This is a genomic window from Betaproteobacteria bacterium (assembly GCA_009377585.1).
In the GTDB taxonomy this organism is placed as follows: domain Bacteria; phylum Pseudomonadota; class Gammaproteobacteria; order Burkholderiales; family WYBJ01; genus WYBJ01.
On sequence record WHTS01000023.1, the window covers coordinates 37,006 to 52,184 of the forward strand.

General features: G+C 65.8%; 14 protein-coding genes. 6 read left to right on the plus strand and 8 right to left on the minus strand.

Annotated elements, in window-relative coordinates; translation table 11 throughout:
- Positions 1-14 precede the first annotated feature (14 nt).
- The 5 genes from alaS to rlmM all read left to right on the plus strand — a co-directional run bounded on the left by alaS (position 15) and on the right by rlmM (position 6,817).
- On the plus strand, positions 15-2,621 hold the full coding sequence (alaS, locus tag GEV05_10185; protein ID MPZ43754.1) for an alanine--tRNA ligase: 2,607 nt from the start codon (positions 15-17) through the stop codon (positions 2,619-2,621).
- Positions 2,622-2,666: 45 nt separating this feature from the next.
- Complete coding sequence (locus GEV05_10190) at positions 2,667-3,098, plus strand: hotdog fold thioesterase (protein ID MPZ43755.1); 432 nt, start codon at positions 2,667-2,669, stop codon at positions 3,096-3,098.
- A gap of 16 nt (positions 3,099-3,114) precedes the next feature.
- Positions 3,115-3,756, plus strand: coding sequence for an NAAT family transporter (locus GEV05_10195; GenBank protein MPZ43756.1), 642 nt, complete (start codon positions 3,115-3,117; stop codon positions 3,754-3,756).
- 189 nt (positions 3,757-3,945) lie between these two features.
- Positions 3,946-5,703 carry a gamma-glutamyltransferase family protein gene (locus GEV05_10200; GenBank protein MPZ43757.1) on the plus strand — a complete coding sequence of 586 codons (1,758 nt, stop codon included), beginning with the start codon at positions 3,946-3,948 and terminating at the stop codon, positions 5,701-5,703.
- 76 nt (positions 5,704-5,779) lie between these two features.
- Positions 5,780-6,817: a 23S rRNA (cytidine(2498)-2'-O)-methyltransferase RlmM gene (gene rlmM / locus GEV05_10205; GenBank protein ID MPZ43758.1), complete on the plus strand. Its 1,038-nt coding sequence runs from the start codon at positions 5,780-5,782 to the stop codon at positions 6,815-6,817.
- A 155-nt stretch (positions 6,818-6,972) separates the two neighbouring features.
- Here the strand turns inward: rlmM and GEV05_10210 are convergent, their stop codons facing one another.
- Both GEV05_10210 and GEV05_10215 read right to left on the minus strand, forming a co-directional pair.
- Complete coding sequence (locus GEV05_10210) at positions 6,973-8,349, minus strand: phosphomannomutase/phosphoglucomutase (protein ID MPZ43759.1); 1,377 nt, start codon at positions 8,347-8,349, stop codon at positions 6,973-6,975.
- A gap of 38 nt (positions 8,350-8,387) precedes the next feature.
- Positions 8,388-9,437: a hydrolase gene (locus GEV05_10215; GenBank protein MPZ43760.1), complete on the minus strand. Its 1,050-nt coding sequence runs from the start codon at positions 9,435-9,437 to the stop codon at positions 8,388-8,390.
- Positions 9,438-9,702: 265 nt separating this feature from the next.
- Between GEV05_10215 and GEV05_10220 the strand changes: the two genes are divergently transcribed.
- Positions 9,703-10,275, plus strand: a complete 573-nt coding sequence (locus GEV05_10220) for a DUF4124 domain-containing protein (GenBank protein ID MPZ43761.1) — start codon at positions 9,703-9,705, stop codon at positions 10,273-10,275.
- An 87-nt stretch (positions 10,276-10,362) separates the two neighbouring features.
- Here GEV05_10220 and GEV05_10225 read toward each other — a convergent pair whose 3' ends face one another.
- The 6 genes from GEV05_10225 to GEV05_10250 form a co-directional block, all read right to left on the minus strand.
- Positions 10,363-11,235 carry a PEP-CTERM sorting domain-containing protein gene (locus GEV05_10225; GenBank protein MPZ43762.1) on the minus strand — a complete coding sequence of 291 codons (873 nt, stop codon included), beginning with the start codon at positions 11,233-11,235 and terminating at the stop codon, positions 10,363-10,365.
- 292 nt (positions 11,236-11,527) lie between these two features.
- Entirely contained in the window at positions 11,528-12,307 is a 780-nt protein-coding gene (locus tag GEV05_10230) for a phosphosulfolactate synthase (GenBank protein MPZ43763.1), read from the minus strand.
- A gap of 28 nt (positions 12,308-12,335) precedes the next feature.
- Positions 12,336-12,791 carry an SgcJ/EcaC family oxidoreductase gene (locus GEV05_10235; protein MPZ43764.1) on the minus strand — a complete coding sequence of 152 codons (456 nt, stop codon included), beginning with the start codon at positions 12,789-12,791 and terminating at the stop codon, positions 12,336-12,338.
- Between the two features lie 67 nt (positions 12,792-12,858).
- Positions 12,859-13,896 carry a lipopolysaccharide heptosyltransferase II gene (waaF, locus tag GEV05_10240; protein ID MPZ43765.1) on the minus strand — a complete coding sequence of 346 codons (1,038 nt, stop codon included), beginning with the start codon at positions 13,894-13,896 and terminating at the stop codon, positions 12,859-12,861.
- A 55-nt stretch (positions 13,897-13,951) separates the two neighbouring features.
- Positions 13,952-14,155, minus strand: coding sequence for a zinc-finger domain-containing protein (locus GEV05_10245; protein MPZ43766.1), 204 nt, complete (start codon positions 14,153-14,155; stop codon positions 13,952-13,954).
- A gap of 11 nt (positions 14,156-14,166) precedes the next feature.
- Complete coding sequence (locus GEV05_10250; GenBank protein ID MPZ43767.1) at positions 14,167-15,093, minus strand: branched-chain amino acid transaminase; 927 nt, start codon at positions 15,091-15,093, stop codon at positions 14,167-14,169.
- Positions 15,094-15,179 lie beyond the last annotated feature (86 nt).

Consider the following 15,179-nt stretch of genomic DNA (forward strand, 5'->3'; position numbering starts at 1 on the left):
CGCCCGCGGCCGTCATGAAATCGAGCCAGATCCGCACCAAGTTCCTGCAGTATTTCGAAAGCAAGGGCCATACGATCGTAGCCTCCAGCCCGCTGGTGCCCGGCAACGATCCGACCCTGCTCTTTACCAATTCGGGCATGGTCCAGTTCAAGGACGTGTTTCTCGGTCAAGACCGGCGCGCGTACTCGCGAGCAACCACGTCGCAGCGCTGCGTGCGAGCCGGCGGCAAGCACAACGATCTCGAGAACGTCGGCTATACCGCGCGCCACCACACCTTCTTCGAGATGCTGGGCAATTTCAGCTTCGGCGATTACTTCAAGCGCGATGCGATCCAGTTCGCCTGGGAGCTGCTGACCGAGGTGTACGGTCTCGACCCGGCGCTGATGTGGACCACCGTCTACAAGGACGACGACGAAGCCTACGAGTTGTGGACCCGGATGATCGGTATCGCCCCCGAGCGCTGCATCCGCATCGACGACAAGCCCGGCGGCGGCTCGGACAACTTCTGGCAGATGGCCGATACGGGGCCCTGCGGCCCGTGCACGGAAATTTTCTACGACCACGGGCCCGCGGTGGCCGGCGGTCCACCCGGCGCGCCCGATGCCGACGGCGATCGCTACATCGAGATCTGGAACCTGGTGTTCATGCAGTACAACCGGGACGAATCCGGCAAGCTGCACCCGCTGCCCAGGCCCTCGGTGGATACCGGCATGGGGCTGGAGCGCATCGCCGCCGTGCTCCAGGGCGTGCATTCGAACTACGAGATCGACCTGTTCCAGGATCTCATCCAAGCAGCGGCGCGCGAGACCGGCAGCCGCGATCTTGCCGACAACTCGCTCAAGGTCATTGCCGACCACATTCGCGCCTGCAGCTTCCTTATCACCGACGGCGTCATCCCGGGCAACGAAGGCCGCGGCTATGTCCTGCGCCGCATCGTGCGCCGGGCCATCCGGCATGGCTACAAGCTGGGGCAGACGCAGCCCTTCTTCCATCGCCTGGTGGACGATCTCGCCCGCGTCATGGGCGAGGCGTATCCGGAGCTGGTGCGGGCGAAAGAGCGTGTCGCCCAGATCCTGCTGCAGGAGGAGCAGCGCTTCGCCGAGACCCTCGATCACGGCATGAAAATCCTCGAGGGCGCGCTCACCCGCGAGGACAAGATGCTCGACGGCGAGATGGTGTTCCAGCTCTACGACACCTTCGGTTTTCCGGTCGACCTCACTGCGGATATCGCGCGCGAGCGCGGCGTGCGCGTGGACTACGCCGGTTTCGAAGCCGCGATGGAGCGCCAGCGCGAGCGGGCACGGGCCGCATCGCGCTTCAGCATGTCGGGCGGGGTGAGCTACAGCGGCCGCGTAACCGAGTTCCATGGCTACGACACACTCACGCTCGAGTCGAGCGTGGTGGCGCTGTATCGCGAAGGCACCCAATGCGAGGAGATCGCAGCCGGCGATGCGGCCATCGTCGTGCTGGACCGCACGCCGTTCTACGCCGAGTCGGGCGGGCAGGTGGGCGATCGCGGCGAGCTGGCCGGGGTGAACGGCACGTTCTTGGTCGAGGACACACAGAAGATCCAGGCCGACGTCTTCGGTCACAAGGGACAGCTGCAGACCGGCCGCATGAAGGTCGGCGACAAGGTGATGTGCGCCGTGGATGCGCAGGCGCGTGCGCGGGCGGCCTGGAACCATTCGGCCACCCATCTCATGCACGCGGCATTGCGCAAGGTGCTGGGTGCGCACGTGCAGCAGAAGGGCTCGCTGGTCGATCCCGATCGGACCCGCTTCGACTTCGCGCACAACGAGCCGATGACTGCCGAGCAGATCACGCAGGTGGAAGACCTGGTGAACCGGGAGATCCGTCGCAATGCCTACGTTTCCGCGCGCGTGATGAAGTACGACGATGCGGTGAAGGCGGGTGCGATGGCGCTGTTCGGTGAGAAGTACGGCGACGAAGTGCGCGTGATCGGCATGGGCGATTTTTCTGCCGAGCTTTGCGGCGGCACTCACGTCAAGCGCACCGGCGATATCGGCTTTTTCAAGATCGTGTCCGAGACCGGCATTGCGGCCGGTGTGCGGCGCATCGAAGCGGTTACCGCCGATGGCGCGACGGCCTGGGTGCGGCAACAGGAGAAGCGCGTCGCAGACGCGGCGGCCACGCTCAAGACGAGCCCCCAGGAAGTGAACGCCAAGATCCAGCAGATGATCGAAACCGTGCGCAACCTGGAGAAGGAGCTGGCGCGTCTCAAGTCGAAGATGACGGCTTCGCAAGGCGAGGAGCTCGCCGCGCAGGCCACCGAGGTGAAGGGTGCGAAGGTTTTGGCCGCCAGGCTCGACAGCGCGGACGCCAAGGGTTTGCGCGAGACGGTCGACAAGCTCAAGACCAAGCTCGCCTCGGCGGTCATCGTGCTCGGCGCCTCCGACGGCGACAAGGTGACGCTGATTGCGGGCGTGACGCCCGATCTCACGGGCAAGGTGAAGGCGGGCGATATCGTCGGCCACGTCGCGCAACAGGTCGGGGGCAAGGGCGGGGGGAGACCCGACATGGCGCAGGGCGGAGGAACACAACCGGACAAATTGCTCTCGGCGCTCGATTCGGTCCGCCGCTGGGTGGAAGAACGGCTGTGATGTCAGATGTCGGGCCTCGGCATCCCGTGCCCGCATGGGTCTCCGATGAGCGAACTGCGGCGTGAAGTCGACATGGCCGAGCTGGACCGGCGCAGCCGCGGCCGCTTCCCGGGCATGGTGGGCCTCGAGATGGTCCGCGTGGAGGAGCGCTGCGTCGTCATGCGTCTCACCTTGCGCGCAGAGCATCTCGCGCCGAACGGCTTTCTGCACGGCGCGGTGGTCGTCGCACTGGCCGATACGGCGTGCGGGTACGGCACCGCGGCGCACTTGCCGCAAGGCGCGACGAGCTTCACCACCATCGAGCTGAAGACCAACTACCTCGGCACGGCGCGCGAAGGCGCGATCGTGTGCGAGGCGACGCCGGCGCACATGGGCCGCAGCACACACGTATGGGATGCGGTCGTAAAAGGCGAGGCGAACGGCCAGCGCATCGCGCTCTTCCGCTGCACGCAGCTGATCCTCTGGCCGAAGACCTGAACGGCACGCCGATCGCATGCCGGACGCATTCGTTACCTGGCAGGACTACTCGCGCTTCCTGATCGGATTGATCGCAATCCTCGATCCGTTCATCGCCGTGCCGCTGTTCGTTTCGCTCACGGCGAACCGATCGTTGCATGAGCGCCGGCGAACGGCGCGCGTCGTCACGCTGACGGTGGCGGCGGTGCTGGTCGTCTCTTCGGTCGCCGGCGAGGCCATTCTGCAGGCCGTGGGCGGCAGCCTTGCATCGTTTCGCGTCGGCGGCGGCCTGGTGCTGCTGCTGATGGCGCTCGCCATGCTCAATGCGCGCACCGGCGACGTGCGCCAGACGGCCGAGGAAGCGAGCGCGCTGGAGCAAGGCGCAGGCCTCGGCGTGGTGCCGCTCGCGATCCCGCTCCTGGCCGGCCCGGGCGCCATCAGCACGGTGATCGTCGCCTCTCACGGCGGCGGCTTGCTGCACCGGCTCGCCATCCTCGGTTGCATCGTGGTCGCGTGCGCGGTCCTGTGGCTCATCCTCGCGGCCGCGGCACCGGTCGGACGGCGCATGGGAACCACCGGGCTCAACATCGCCACCCGGTTGCTCGGCCTGCTGCTGGCCGCGTTCGCCATCGAAAGCATGGCGATCGGGCTCAGGGCGCTGTTTCCGGCGCTCGGGTAGCTGTCAGCGACGGCACGCTTGGCCTGCATGGCAGGCCCAAGGCTCGGCCGCTCGAGGACGTGCCGATGGCGCTTTACGGCGCATCGCCCGCAGGCACCACGCAATGGCGGCACGCCATGGCGTCGGCAACGACGCCGAGGAGTATCATCGGCCGTGACGGAGTAGCGAGCGGCTTCGTCGTATTGTGGAATGCGTGCAAACGCTTTGCGGCCGAACGACAGGAGACAGGCGATGGCTTCGAACCGACCGACCATATCCGGCACGCGGCATGTCATTGCGGCCGGCCACTACCTCGCCACCCATGCCGGCTTCCAGATTCTGGAGGCGGGCGGCAACGCGGTCGATGCCGGCGTGTGCGCGGGCATCTGCATCGGCGTGCTGCAGGGCGAGAAGGTCAGTTTCGCGGGCGTCGCGCCCACCATTATCTATCGTGCCGAGGACCGCAAGCTTGTTTCGATCGACGGTCTCGGCGTGTGGCCCAAGGCAATCACACCGGACTACTTCCAGAAGAACCACGGCGGCAAGATTCCACCCGGGGTGCTCCGCTCGGTGGTGCCGGCGGCACCGGATGCCTGGCTGACCGCCCTGGAGCATTACGGCACCATGACCTTCGGCGAAGTCGCCGCGGCCGCAATTCGGTTCGCGCGCGACGGCTTTCCGATGTATCCGCTGATGACCGAGTTCATCGCCGACCAGGTCGACAACTACCGGCGCTGGCCATCGAGCGCCGCGGTTTTCCTGCCCAACGGAAAGCCGCCCGTGGTCGGCGAACTGTTCGTGCAATCGGACCTCGCACGCACTCTGCAGTACATGGTGGACGAGGAAAAGGCCAATGGCCGCAAGGGACGCTCGACCGGCATCCAGGCGGCGCGCGACGCCTTCTACAAGGGCGACATCGCGCAGAAGATCGTTGAGTTCCACGAGGAAAGCGGCGGCCTCCTGCGCCGCGACGACCTGGCCGAATACCGCGTGCGCTTCGAGCCGACGGTCAGTTCCAACTTCCACGGCATCGACGTGCATGCGTGCGGCTCGTGGTGCCAGGGTCCGACGCTGCCGATCGCGTTGAATCTCCTCAAAGGCTACGACCTGAAGGCGCTGGGCCACAACTCGCCCGACTATGTTCATGTCGTGACCGAAGCGCTCAAGCTAGCATTCGCGGATCGCCACAACTACATCGGCGATCCGCGCTTCGTGTCGGTGCCGATCGAGGGCCTGCTGTCCGAGGGCTATGCCGAACAGCGCCGCAGCCAGATCCGCATGGACAAGGCGTGGCCGCAGATGCCGCCGGCGGGCGATCCGCCCGGATCGGAAGGCCTGCCGCGCGCCAAGCTGCCCACGCCGCAGGCCGACGACGTGCGCCCGGGCGATACCTCGTATCTGTGCGTCATCGACCGGCACGGCAACGCGTTCTCGTGCACGCCGAGCGACGGCTCGAACCAAACGCCGATCATCCCGGGTTTGGGCGTCATCGCCTCCGGTCGCGGCACCCAGTCGTGGGCCGATCCGAGCCATCCCTGCTCGGTGGCGCCGGGCAAGCGTCCACGCTTGACGCCCAACCCGGCGCTCGCGCTGAAGAACGGCCGCGTTCTGATGCCGTTCGGCACGCCGGGCGGCGATGTGCAAATCCAATCGATGGTCCAGGTGTTCCTGAACGTGCACGTGTTCGGCATGGACGTCCAGTCTGCTATCGAGGCGCCGCGCTTCGCGAGCTACAGCTTCCCGGGCTCGTTCGAGCCGCACCCGTACTTCCCGGGGCTGCTCATGATGGAGGGTCGCATCGACGCCGCCACGGGCGAAGCATTGAAGGCCCGCGGCCATCGCGTCGACTGGTGGGACGAGTGGACATGGCTCGCCGGTGCGCCGTGCGCCATCGTGGTCGATCAGGAGCACGGCATCCTGCATGGCGGCGCCGATCCGCGCCGGCCGGCCTACGTGCTCGGCTGGTGAGCGTCGCATGAGGCGCAAGCGTCTCTGAGCCTGAGCCTGAGTCTGAACCCTATTGCGCCGGTCCGGCGCCGGTTGCATGCTGCTTTTCTATTGTCGCGCGGGTTTCGAGGTGGATTGCGCCGCCGAGCTGTCCGCGGCTGCGGCTGGCGCTCATGGCCGCTGGGAACACAAGGTGGGCGAGGCGCATGTCCTTTGGCACCCCGCAGCGGGCGGTGGCAGGAAGCGCGAGTGGACGCCCGACTTCGCCGAGCTCGCATTCACCCGGCAGTTGCTGACGCACGCTCGCCTGCTGGATGTGCCGGTGCCGGCCGAGCGGCTCGCCGTGATCGTCGCCGCGGCAAAGCAGCTGGGGCGACGTTTTTCCACCGTGTGGCTGGAAGCGCCGGATGCCGACGGGCCGAGGCAGTTGCTGGCCGGTACTCGGGGTTTGGCAGCGCCGCTGCAGGAAGGATTGCGCGAAGCCGGCGTGATCGCGTCGCGTGGTCCGCGCCTGCACGTGAGCCTCCTCGATCGCCATCGCGTCGTGCTCGGCGCCTCCGATCCCGACAACAGCTCGCCCTGGCCGATGGGCATTCCAAGGCTGCGTTTTCCCGCCGGGGCACCGAGCCGTTCGGGGCTCAAGCTCCTCGAGGCGCTGATGCTTTTCATCGGCGAGGACGAATTGCTGGGGCGCATGCGGGCAGGGCGTGTGGCGATCGATCTCGGCGCGGCACCCGGCGGCTGGAGCCAGGTACTCGCGTCGCGCGGAGTGCGCGTGGTCGCCGTCGATAACGGTTCAATCGCCCCCGAAGTGATGCAAACGCAGCTGGTGGAGCACCGGCGCGAAGATGCGTTTCGCTTCCGTCCCGAGCTGCCGGTCGACTGGATGGTGTGCGACGTGGTCGCCGCACCCGCGCGCATCGCTGCCCTCGTGGCGCAGTGGGTCGCCCGGCGCTGGTGCCGCGAGACAATTTTCAACTTGAAGCTGCCGAACAAGGAGCGCTGGCGCGAAGTGCAGCGCTGCCACGGCGTCATCGAAAGGACGCTCGCCGCGGCCGAGGGCGATCATATGCTGAGGTTCAAGCATCTGTACCACGACCGGGACGAAATCACCGGCCACCTGCGGCGGTTATAGGGAAATGGGGAAATGGGGACGCACACAATTTTCTTCAGTGCGAGGCGAGAACTGCACTATGGAGCTAAAATTGTGTGCGTCCCCATTTCCCCACACATTTCACTCTTCACTCTTCACGCTTCACTCCGCTCTAGATTCCTCTAATCTCATAGATGCTAAAACGGCAGAACCACGTCCGGCTTGACCGCAGTGATGACGCGCCGGAAATCCTCCTGGATGCGCTTCAACGCCGCCTCGTCGTTCGCTTCGAAGCGCAGCACGATCACCGGAGTCGTGTTCGACGAGCGTGCAAGGCCGAAGCCGTCGGCATATTCGACGCGCAGCCCGTCGATGCGAATCACTTCGCGCGCAGCGGTGAATTGGGCGCTTTTCTGCAGCTTGTCGATGAGCGCGTAGTTCTCGCCTTCATTCAGCTTGATCTGCAGCTCCGGCGTGCTGACCGCGTCGGGCAAGGCTTCCAGCACGGCGCTCGGGTCGGCTTCGCGGCTCACGATTTCCAGCAGGCGCGCGCCTGCGTATAACCCATCGTCGAACCCGTACCAGCGTTCCTTGAAGAAAACATGCCCGCTCATCTCGCCGGCGAGCGCCGCGCCGGTTTCGCGCATCTTCGATTTCACGAACGAGTGGCCGGTCTTCCACAGCAGCGGCCTACCGCCGTGGCGCTCGATCCAGGGGGCAAGGTTGCGCGTGGACTTGACGTCGTAGATGACGAGCGCGCCGGGATTGCGCGACAGTACGTCCTTGGCGAACAGCATGAGCTGCCGGTCCGGGTAGATGATCTTGCCGCTCTTCGTCACCACGCCGAGCCGGTCGCCATCGCCGTCGAAAGCGAGACCGAGCTCCGCGTCCGAAGTCTGCAGTGTGCGGATCAGATCCTGCAGATTCTTCGGCACCGACGGATCGGGATGGTGATTGGGGAAAGTGCCGTCGACTTCGCAGAAGAGCTCGATGACCTCGCAGCCCATCTTGCGGTAGAGACTGGGTGCGATGGCGCCGGCGACGCCGTTTCCGCAGTCCACCGCAATCTTCATCTTGCGAGCGGTCTTCACATCCGAGACGATGCGCTCGACATACGCGTCGACGATCGGCCGTTCGGTATAGCTGCCCTGGCCGGCAGTCAAATCGCCACCTTCGATGCGCTGCCGCAATCCCTGAATGGCTTCGCCGGCGAGTGTTTCGCCCGCCAGCACCATCTTCAGCCCGTTGTAGTCGGGCGGGTTGTGGCTGCCGGTCACCGCGACGCCGGATTGCGTGCCGAGCTGATGGGCGGCGAAGTAGACCACCGGGGTCGGCACCTGGCCGATGTCGATCACATCGACGCCGCTGGCCTGCAGCCCGCGCGCGAGCGCCTGACTCAGCGCCGGCCCCGACAGCCGGCCGTCGCGGCCGATGACAACTGCTGTCACGGAGCGCGCACGCGCTTCCGAACCGATCGCGCGCCCGATCGTTTCCACGCCCGCCGCAGTGAGCGTCTTGTCGACGATGCCGCGGATGTCGTAGGCCTTGAAGATCTCCGCCGGAATGTTGTTCATGTCCCGTGCCCTATCGTGAGAGGAAAAATTATGCCACGCTAAAGATGCGCCACACGGCTGCCCGCCAATTGGGCCTGAAAGAAAGCGAGCACGCGTGCCGGCATCCAGTCGAGCGAGCCCGGAAAGCGGCCACTGACGAATGCGCCGTGGCCGCCGTGCGCCGGTTGTTCCAGCGTAACCGCGGCCGACACCTCGGCCGTGCTCGGCAGCGCGTGCGCCGGCAAGAACGGATCGTCGCGTGCATTGAGAACGAGCGTCGGCACGGCAATATGTTTCAGCCACGGCTTGCTGCTGGATCGAGTCCAGTAGTCGCTGGCATCGACAAATCCGTGCAGGGGCGCGGTGACGTGATCGTCGAACATGCGTAGCGTGCGGGCACGGCGCATGGCCTCGGAGTCCAGAAGCCCGGGAAAGCTGCGCAGCTTCTGCCGGCTCTTGCGCTTGAGCGTGCGCAGGAAGTTCCACGTGTAGAGGCGGTTGAAGCCTCGTTCGAGCGCCGCACCCGCCGCGGTGAGATCGACCGGTGCCGATATCGCGCAAGCGGCTTCCAGCACCGCGCTGGCTGCGGGCCCGCGCTCGCCCAGCCACTTCAGCAGCGCGTTGCCGCCGAGCGATACTGCACAAGCGGCCAGCGGCCCAGGTTGTTCGGCGCGCATGCGTCGTAGAATCCAGTCGATTTCGGCCGAGTCGCCGCTATGATAGGCACGCGGCAGAAGATTCGGTTCGCCGCTGCAGCCGCGGAAATGAACCACGACTCCGCGCCAGCCGCGACAGTCGATGGCATGCATGAGCGTGCGCGCATAGTGGCTGCCGGAACTGCCTTCCAGGCCGTGAAACACGACGATCAAAGGGGGCGGCGACAACGCGCAAGCACGCGCCGTGCCTCGTGTGGCGCAGAGCCAGTCGAGATCGACGAAATCGCCGTCGGGCGTGGACCAGCGGCTGCGCCGCCAGGCAATGCAAGGACAGCGCGCGATGCAGGACGCGTAGAGCGTTTGCAGATGCGGATTGCGCAGCCAGCGCGGCGGCTGGTACGGCAGGTTGGCCGCCGCCTCGCCAAATCGTTCGACCGCATCCCAATCACTCATGCCGACAGTGTACGTTCCTCATTCTGCAAACGCGATCCGCGCTCTCCCAGCGCTTCGCGCAATGCTCGTTTGGGGACCAAGGCCAGGGACCCGCGGACCAACGGCATCGGCCCGCATGCCGATGCGCGCGCTGCAAGCGAGGGGGCAGGCTGTAACACAATGCCGGAAGCTCGCTAAACTTCGGCCAAGCGCGGCCGTAATGCATACGGCGTGACCGGGTCGTGAGCCACGCACAACAACACCAAACCCGATCCACGGAGCTCCGATGAAGCCCCTGCGTATAACTTTTCTCGCAAGCCTTGTTGCCGCAACCGCGTTTTCGCTGCCTGCCGGCGCCGCCATGTACAAGTGGGTCGACGAGCACGGCACCACGCATTATGGCGACAGCGTTCCGCCCAGGTATGCCAGTCGCGCTGCCGAACGCGGCAAGCGCGCGGCCCAGCCAGCGAAGACCGAGCACCTCAAGGCCGTGCAGGTGGCTCCGAGCGAGGAAGAGCAGGAAAGGCGCAAGGCGGAAGCCAAACGGCAGCTGGATCGCCAGCGCAAGGACACGGCCCTGCTGTCGACCTATGCCAGCGAGAAGGAAATCGAGCTGGCGCGCGCGCGCGAGCTCAAGCGCAATCAGGACACGCTCAAGATGGCCTCGGCCGGACTGGCGCGTTCCGGCGCGCGCGAGGATCGGAAAAAGCTCGACGCCCTGATGGCTCAAAGCCAGCAGGAGACCGATAGCATCAACGCCAAGTTCGACGCGCAGCTCACGCGCTATCGCGAATTGACCAAGCGTCCTGCAGATGCCGCGCGCCCCACGGCGCAAGCGCAGGTTGCAGCTCCCAAATAAGCGCGGGGCCGGGCGCTTATTTAACCGCAGGCGTGGATCGAACGGCTTGTTTTCTCCGCTGCTGCAAGCGCTGCAGACCGCGCGGAGTCAAACTAGCGGCGTGTCTGTCTTACGGACCCGGTAGCCGATAACCGCAAGGCCGGCGATCAAGAGCGCCCACGTCTCGGGTTCCGGGATCGGTGCCGCGGCGAAGATCACGGGACTCAGCACGACATCGGAGAAGGCGAGCTGCAATCCGCTGAAGCGCTTCACGGGCTCGATGGGATCGATGAAGCCGAAATCCTTGTCCCGCAGCGCGTATCCGGCACTCACCGAATTGCTCGTAGGATGCTCCCGTTGGATGAAGACCTCGACAAACCGCGTTTCGAGAGTGATGCCGAGCAGTTGCCGATCCGAGATCTCGCCCGTGAGCGCATTGGAGAACTTGCCGTAGTAATTGTCGCCGTCGCGTTCGACGGTAGCGGCAATCGCGCGCGTGCCGGCACCGCGAAAGACGTCCGTGAGGCCCACCCCGCCAAAGATCTGACCCCCCGTGTACGAATCGAGCTCGTAGACGGCGTACACGCCGAAGTTGGACGGCGCATTGTCGATGGCGCCGGTGCCGGCAAGCGGTGTTTGCAGCTCCAGGACCTGGGCGAGTGTCAGGTAGGGCCCGATCGTGAAGGGGGCGCCGCGCCGCCAGGGCTTCAGGTGCAGGCCCTCGTCCTCGTCCTTGTCCTTGATCGTGCCGACTTTGATTTGCCACTCGAATGCGGCCGAGGGATTGACCAGGGGGCCGCCGCCACTGAATGTATCGAGAAACGTCGTGACTTCGAACGGCACGCCCGGTCCGCCAGGCTTGAATTTGTCATAGCCGAAGCGCTCGATTTGGAAGCCGGCGCTCGCCGGCAGCGCCCAAGCCGCCAGGAGAAGCAACGCGGCACGGAGAAGGAAAACGTGAGCCCAGGACTGGATGCACATGACCGATCCCTCTTGACCGATGCGAGGCCGAGCGCTTGCAGCCTACGCCACGGGCATGCATGGGTCAATTCGGGAATGCCGTTGTCCTAGGTTGGGTTCGAGAAATTCGTCACGCTTCCTGGAGCCTTTTATGGCTCCCATATCCGCCGACCCAGGTAGGGCGGGCCTGTGCTGCTCCAGCTCGTGCGCCAGCCGGTCAGGATGTTCTGAAGTACCCGTCATGATCGCCTACGCTGACAATTACAGCGCTCGCACCGGATAAGATACCCGGGCGCGGGGCGCCCGGGTGGGCTCAGCGCGCGAGCAGGGAATAGTCGACCGCGCGGCCGATGCCGCAACGGAATCCTTCCACCCGCAGAACCTGCCCGGGCGTGACGTTGGCGAGGTTCACCTCCGGCCCGAAATCGCGGATGATCTGCGCGTGCTGCTGCGGGAAGCGGTAGGGGTCGACCTCGATCAGGATGTGGTCGAACCACGGTTGCTGCGGAAGTGTACGCAGCGCCTCGGCGGAGCTTTGCGCCAGCAGATCGATCTCGCATTGCTCGACGGTGACATGGTCTATGCCGAGAGCTTGTACATCGGCGACCAGCCCGGCCACGTAATCGAAGCTCATGGGATCGACCGGATTCTTGCGGCCGAACTCGTACACCACTTTCAGGCCATGGCGCTGCAGCCGATCGATCTCGCGCCGGCGCTGGTCGCGATCGAGCGTGATGTAGTTCTCCGACAGCTCGATACCCGCCAAGCCGAGTCGATCGAGGTGGCGCATCATCTCCTCCACCTGGCCCTTCTGCCACGCGTACTCGAACAGAATGCCACCGGCGAACGGCACGATGCCGGCATCCCGATAGGCCTGGGCCGCGCGCTTGACCGTCTGCTCCGGCAACAGCAGCGCATTCATCGCGTAGATCTTGGCAAAGTCGATGTAGTCGGCCGCGCACTCGAGCAGCCCTCGAATGCCGTGCTCCCCGCCGGTCCAGCCGAACGTGTCGGGACCGAAATCGATCATCGAGGTGAGACCCCGCGTGCGCGGTTTTCTGGACCGCGGCGGCAGCGCAAATTCGTTGCTCATGACATTTCCCGGAAAGCGGCCGGCGGGCTCAGTGCAGCAGGGTGGGCGTGCTCTTTTCCGCAGGCGGTTCGACTTCGGCGTTGGCGACCGGCGAGGCGTGATGGCCCACCATGCGCCAACCGCCGCCGGCATTCGCGTACAGGTTGGTTGCGATGACCGCGCTCGCTTGCCGGCGCTCGCCCACGAGCGTGATGTATTCGTAGACGCTGTGGACCGCGAGCAAACCGCCACGGATCTGCTGCACACCGCGCAATTGAAAACGCATGTTCGCGCCGTTGCGGAACAGCTGCCGGAACGATTCCCGTATCGCCGCAAGCCCCGTCAGCCGCGAGCCCCCAGGGTGCACGCAGAATACTTCGTCGTCCTCCGCCCAGACCGCCATCATGGCATCGAGGTCGGCGCGCTGGAACGCTTCGTAGAACGCCTGCTCGGCTTCCTGTGGCGTGGTGAATGATGCTGCAGCCATAGGCGGCGATTCTAGCAGGAGCGGCGCGAGCCCCCCGCAAACCACGTCACGCTCTGCGCCAAAGCGCACCATCCAGGCGGCGTCTTCAGCCGGACGTGCCGGAAGGATGCGGCAGCGCTGCAGCGGCGATGGCGGCGGCATCGCGCCATACCCGATCGGGTGCGAGATCGCGCAGGCACTTGAAGTGCCCCAGCGGACAGACGCGCTCGAAGCATGGGCTGCACGGCAGATCGAGGCTCAGCACCCGGGCCTGCGGCGCGAGCGGCGGCGTGTAGCCCGGGCTGCTCGATCCATAAAGCGCCACCAGGGGCCGGTCGAGCGCTGCGGCGACGTGCATCAACCCGGAATCGTTGCTGACCACCACCGCGGCCAGCGACAGGAGGTCGACCGCATCGGCGAGCGTCGTGCGGCCGCACAGATTCGCGATGCCTTGCGCGTCGCAGCGGCTCGCGATTGCATCCGCGATGCTCTTGTCGTTGGCCGAACCGAACAGCCAGACCTGCGCGCCGGCGGCACGCGCGTGTCCGGCGAGCGCCGCGAAATGCTCCACCGGCCAGCGCTTCGCCTCGCCGTATTCCGCTCCGGGACAGAACGCGACCACCGGCCGTTCGGTCGCGAGCTGCAGGCGCTCGATCGCGCGCGAGCGGTTGAGCGGGTCGGCGCGCAGCCGCGGACGCGGCACAGGGCGGCGCAAGGGTGCGCCTGCCGGCTCGGCCAGAGCGGCGAAGCGCTCCACCAGAAGCGGCAGCCGTTTCTCGTCCAGGCGCCTTATATCGTTCAGCACGCCCGAGCGCAGCTCGCCGCGGTAGCCGGTGCGCACGGCAATGTGGGCGAAAAACGGCGGCAACGCGGACTTGAGCGAATTGGGCAGGATGATGGCGCGATGGTAGTGCCGTTCGCGCAGCGCCAGACCCAGACGGCGGCGCGCGAACACCTTCAGCTCGCCGTGCCGGAACGGATTCTCGATGACGTCGTTCACTTCGGGCATGCGGCGGACCAGGGAGGCGGTCCAGGGCGGGGCCAGCACGTCGAGCGCAAGCTGCGGCGAGCGCTCGCGCAGCCGCATGAACAGCGGTTGCGCCAGAACCGTATCGCCAACCCAGGAAGGTCCAACCACCAGCACGCGCGTCGCCGTGGCGGTTGCCGTCCCGCGCGCGTGCAGCGCCGCGCCTCGCCCGTTAGTGCCCGCGGTGTCCGCCTTCACCCTGGTACGAGAAGCGGGTGCCGCAATAGGGACACATCGCCTCGCCGGTACGCTCGATATCGAGAAACACGCGCGGATGCGAGTTCCACAGCAGCATCGCGGGCGTCGGACAGTGCAGCGGCAAGTCCTTGTCCGTGACCTCGATGCAGGCTGGCGTGCGAACCGTGTCGTCGTTCATGATGGCGGCGATCAGGCGGCGACCGGGGTGTTCCAGTCGCGGTGGTTCTGCGCGCGTCCGCCCACGCAGTCGAAGAACATCTTCTGCAGTTTTTCGGTGACAGGGCCGCGGCGGCCGACTCCGATCGTGCGGCTGTCGAGCTCCCGGATCGGGGTGACCTCGGCCGCGGTGCCGGTGAAGAACGCTTCGTCGGCGCTGTACACCTCGTCGCGCGTGATGCGCTTGGCGATCACCTCGATGCCCGCTTCCTGTGCGAGCGTGATCACGGCATCGCGCGTGATGCCTTCGAGCGCGGAGGTGAGCTCGGGTTCGTACAGTTTTCCGCTGCGCACGATGAAGATGTTCTCGCCCGAACCTTCGGCGACGAAGCCGTCGACATCGAGCAGCAGCGCTTCGTCGTAGCCGTCCTGGTGCGCTTCCTGGTTGGCGAGAATCGAGTTCATGTACGTACCGACCGATTTGGCGCGGCACATCGTGACATTGACGTGGTGGCGGGCATAGGACGAGGTCTTGACACGGATACCCTCTTCCAGCGCCTCGGGGCCGAGGTAGGCCCCCCAGGCCCAGGCGGCGATCGCCACGTGCACCGAGCACTTGGCGGTGTTGATGCCCATCGCTTCCGAGCCGTAGAAGGCGATCGGGCGGATGTAGCACTCGTCGAGCTTGTTGGCGCGCACCACTTCGCGCTGCGCTTCGAAGATCGTGCTCTTGTCGTAAGGAATCTTCATGCCGTTGATGTGCGCCGAGCGGAACAGCCGGTCGGTATGCTCGCGCAGCCGGAATACGGCAGTTCCCTGCGAGGTCTTGTAGGCGCGCACGCCTTCGAATACGCCCATGCCGTAATGCAGCGTATGCGTGAGCACGTGAGTGGTCGCCTCGCGCCATGGCCGTAGCTTGCCGTCCTGCCAGATCCAGCCGTCGCGATCGGCCATCGACATGGTACAACTCCCTGCAGCGGAAAACAGAAATTCTAGCCGAATTCGCCTCGCGGCGACGCATCGCCGTGGCGCTTGGTATGGTCCAA

Excerpts from the sequence above, each read along its gene's own strand:
- GEV05_10200 (MPZ43757.1), top strand. The coding sequence starts at position 3,946 with ATGCGTGCAAACGCTTTGCGGCCGAACGACAGGAGACAGGCGATGGCT.
- GEV05_10210 (MPZ43759.1), bottom strand. The coding sequence starts at position 8,349 with ATGAACAACATTCCGGCGGAGATCTTCAAGGCCTACGACATCCGCGGC.
- GEV05_10230 (MPZ43763.1), bottom strand. The coding sequence starts at position 12,307 with ATGAGCAACGAATTTGCGCTGCCGCCGCGGTCCAGAAAACCGCGCACG.
- GEV05_10250 (MPZ43767.1), bottom strand. The coding sequence starts at position 15,093 with ATGTCGATGGCCGATCGCGACGGCTGGATCTGGCAGGACGGCAAGCTA.
- GEV05_10245 (MPZ43766.1), bottom strand. The coding sequence starts at position 14,155 with ATGAACGACGACACGGTTCGCACGCCAGCCTGCATCGAGGTCACGGAC.
- GEV05_10220 (MPZ43761.1), top strand. The coding sequence starts at position 9,703 with ATGAAGCCCCTGCGTATAACTTTTCTCGCAAGCCTTGTTGCCGCAACC.
- GEV05_10225 (MPZ43762.1), bottom strand. The coding sequence starts at position 11,235 with ATGTGCATCCAGTCCTGGGCTCACGTTTTCCTTCTCCGTGCCGCGTTG.
- GEV05_10195 (MPZ43756.1), top strand. The coding sequence starts at position 3,115 with ATGCCGGACGCATTCGTTACCTGGCAGGACTACTCGCGCTTCCTGATC.
- alaS (MPZ43754.1), top strand. The coding sequence starts at position 15 with ATGAAATCGAGCCAGATCCGCACCAAGTTCCTGCAGTATTTCGAAAGC.
- rlmM (MPZ43758.1), top strand. The coding sequence starts at position 5,780 with ATGCTGCTTTTCTATTGTCGCGCGGGTTTCGAGGTGGATTGCGCCGCC.
- GEV05_10190 (MPZ43755.1), top strand. The coding sequence starts at position 2,667 with ATGAGCGAACTGCGGCGTGAAGTCGACATGGCCGAGCTGGACCGGCGC.
- GEV05_10215 (MPZ43760.1), bottom strand. The coding sequence starts at position 9,437 with ATGAGTGATTGGGATGCGGTCGAACGATTTGGCGAGGCGGCGGCCAAC.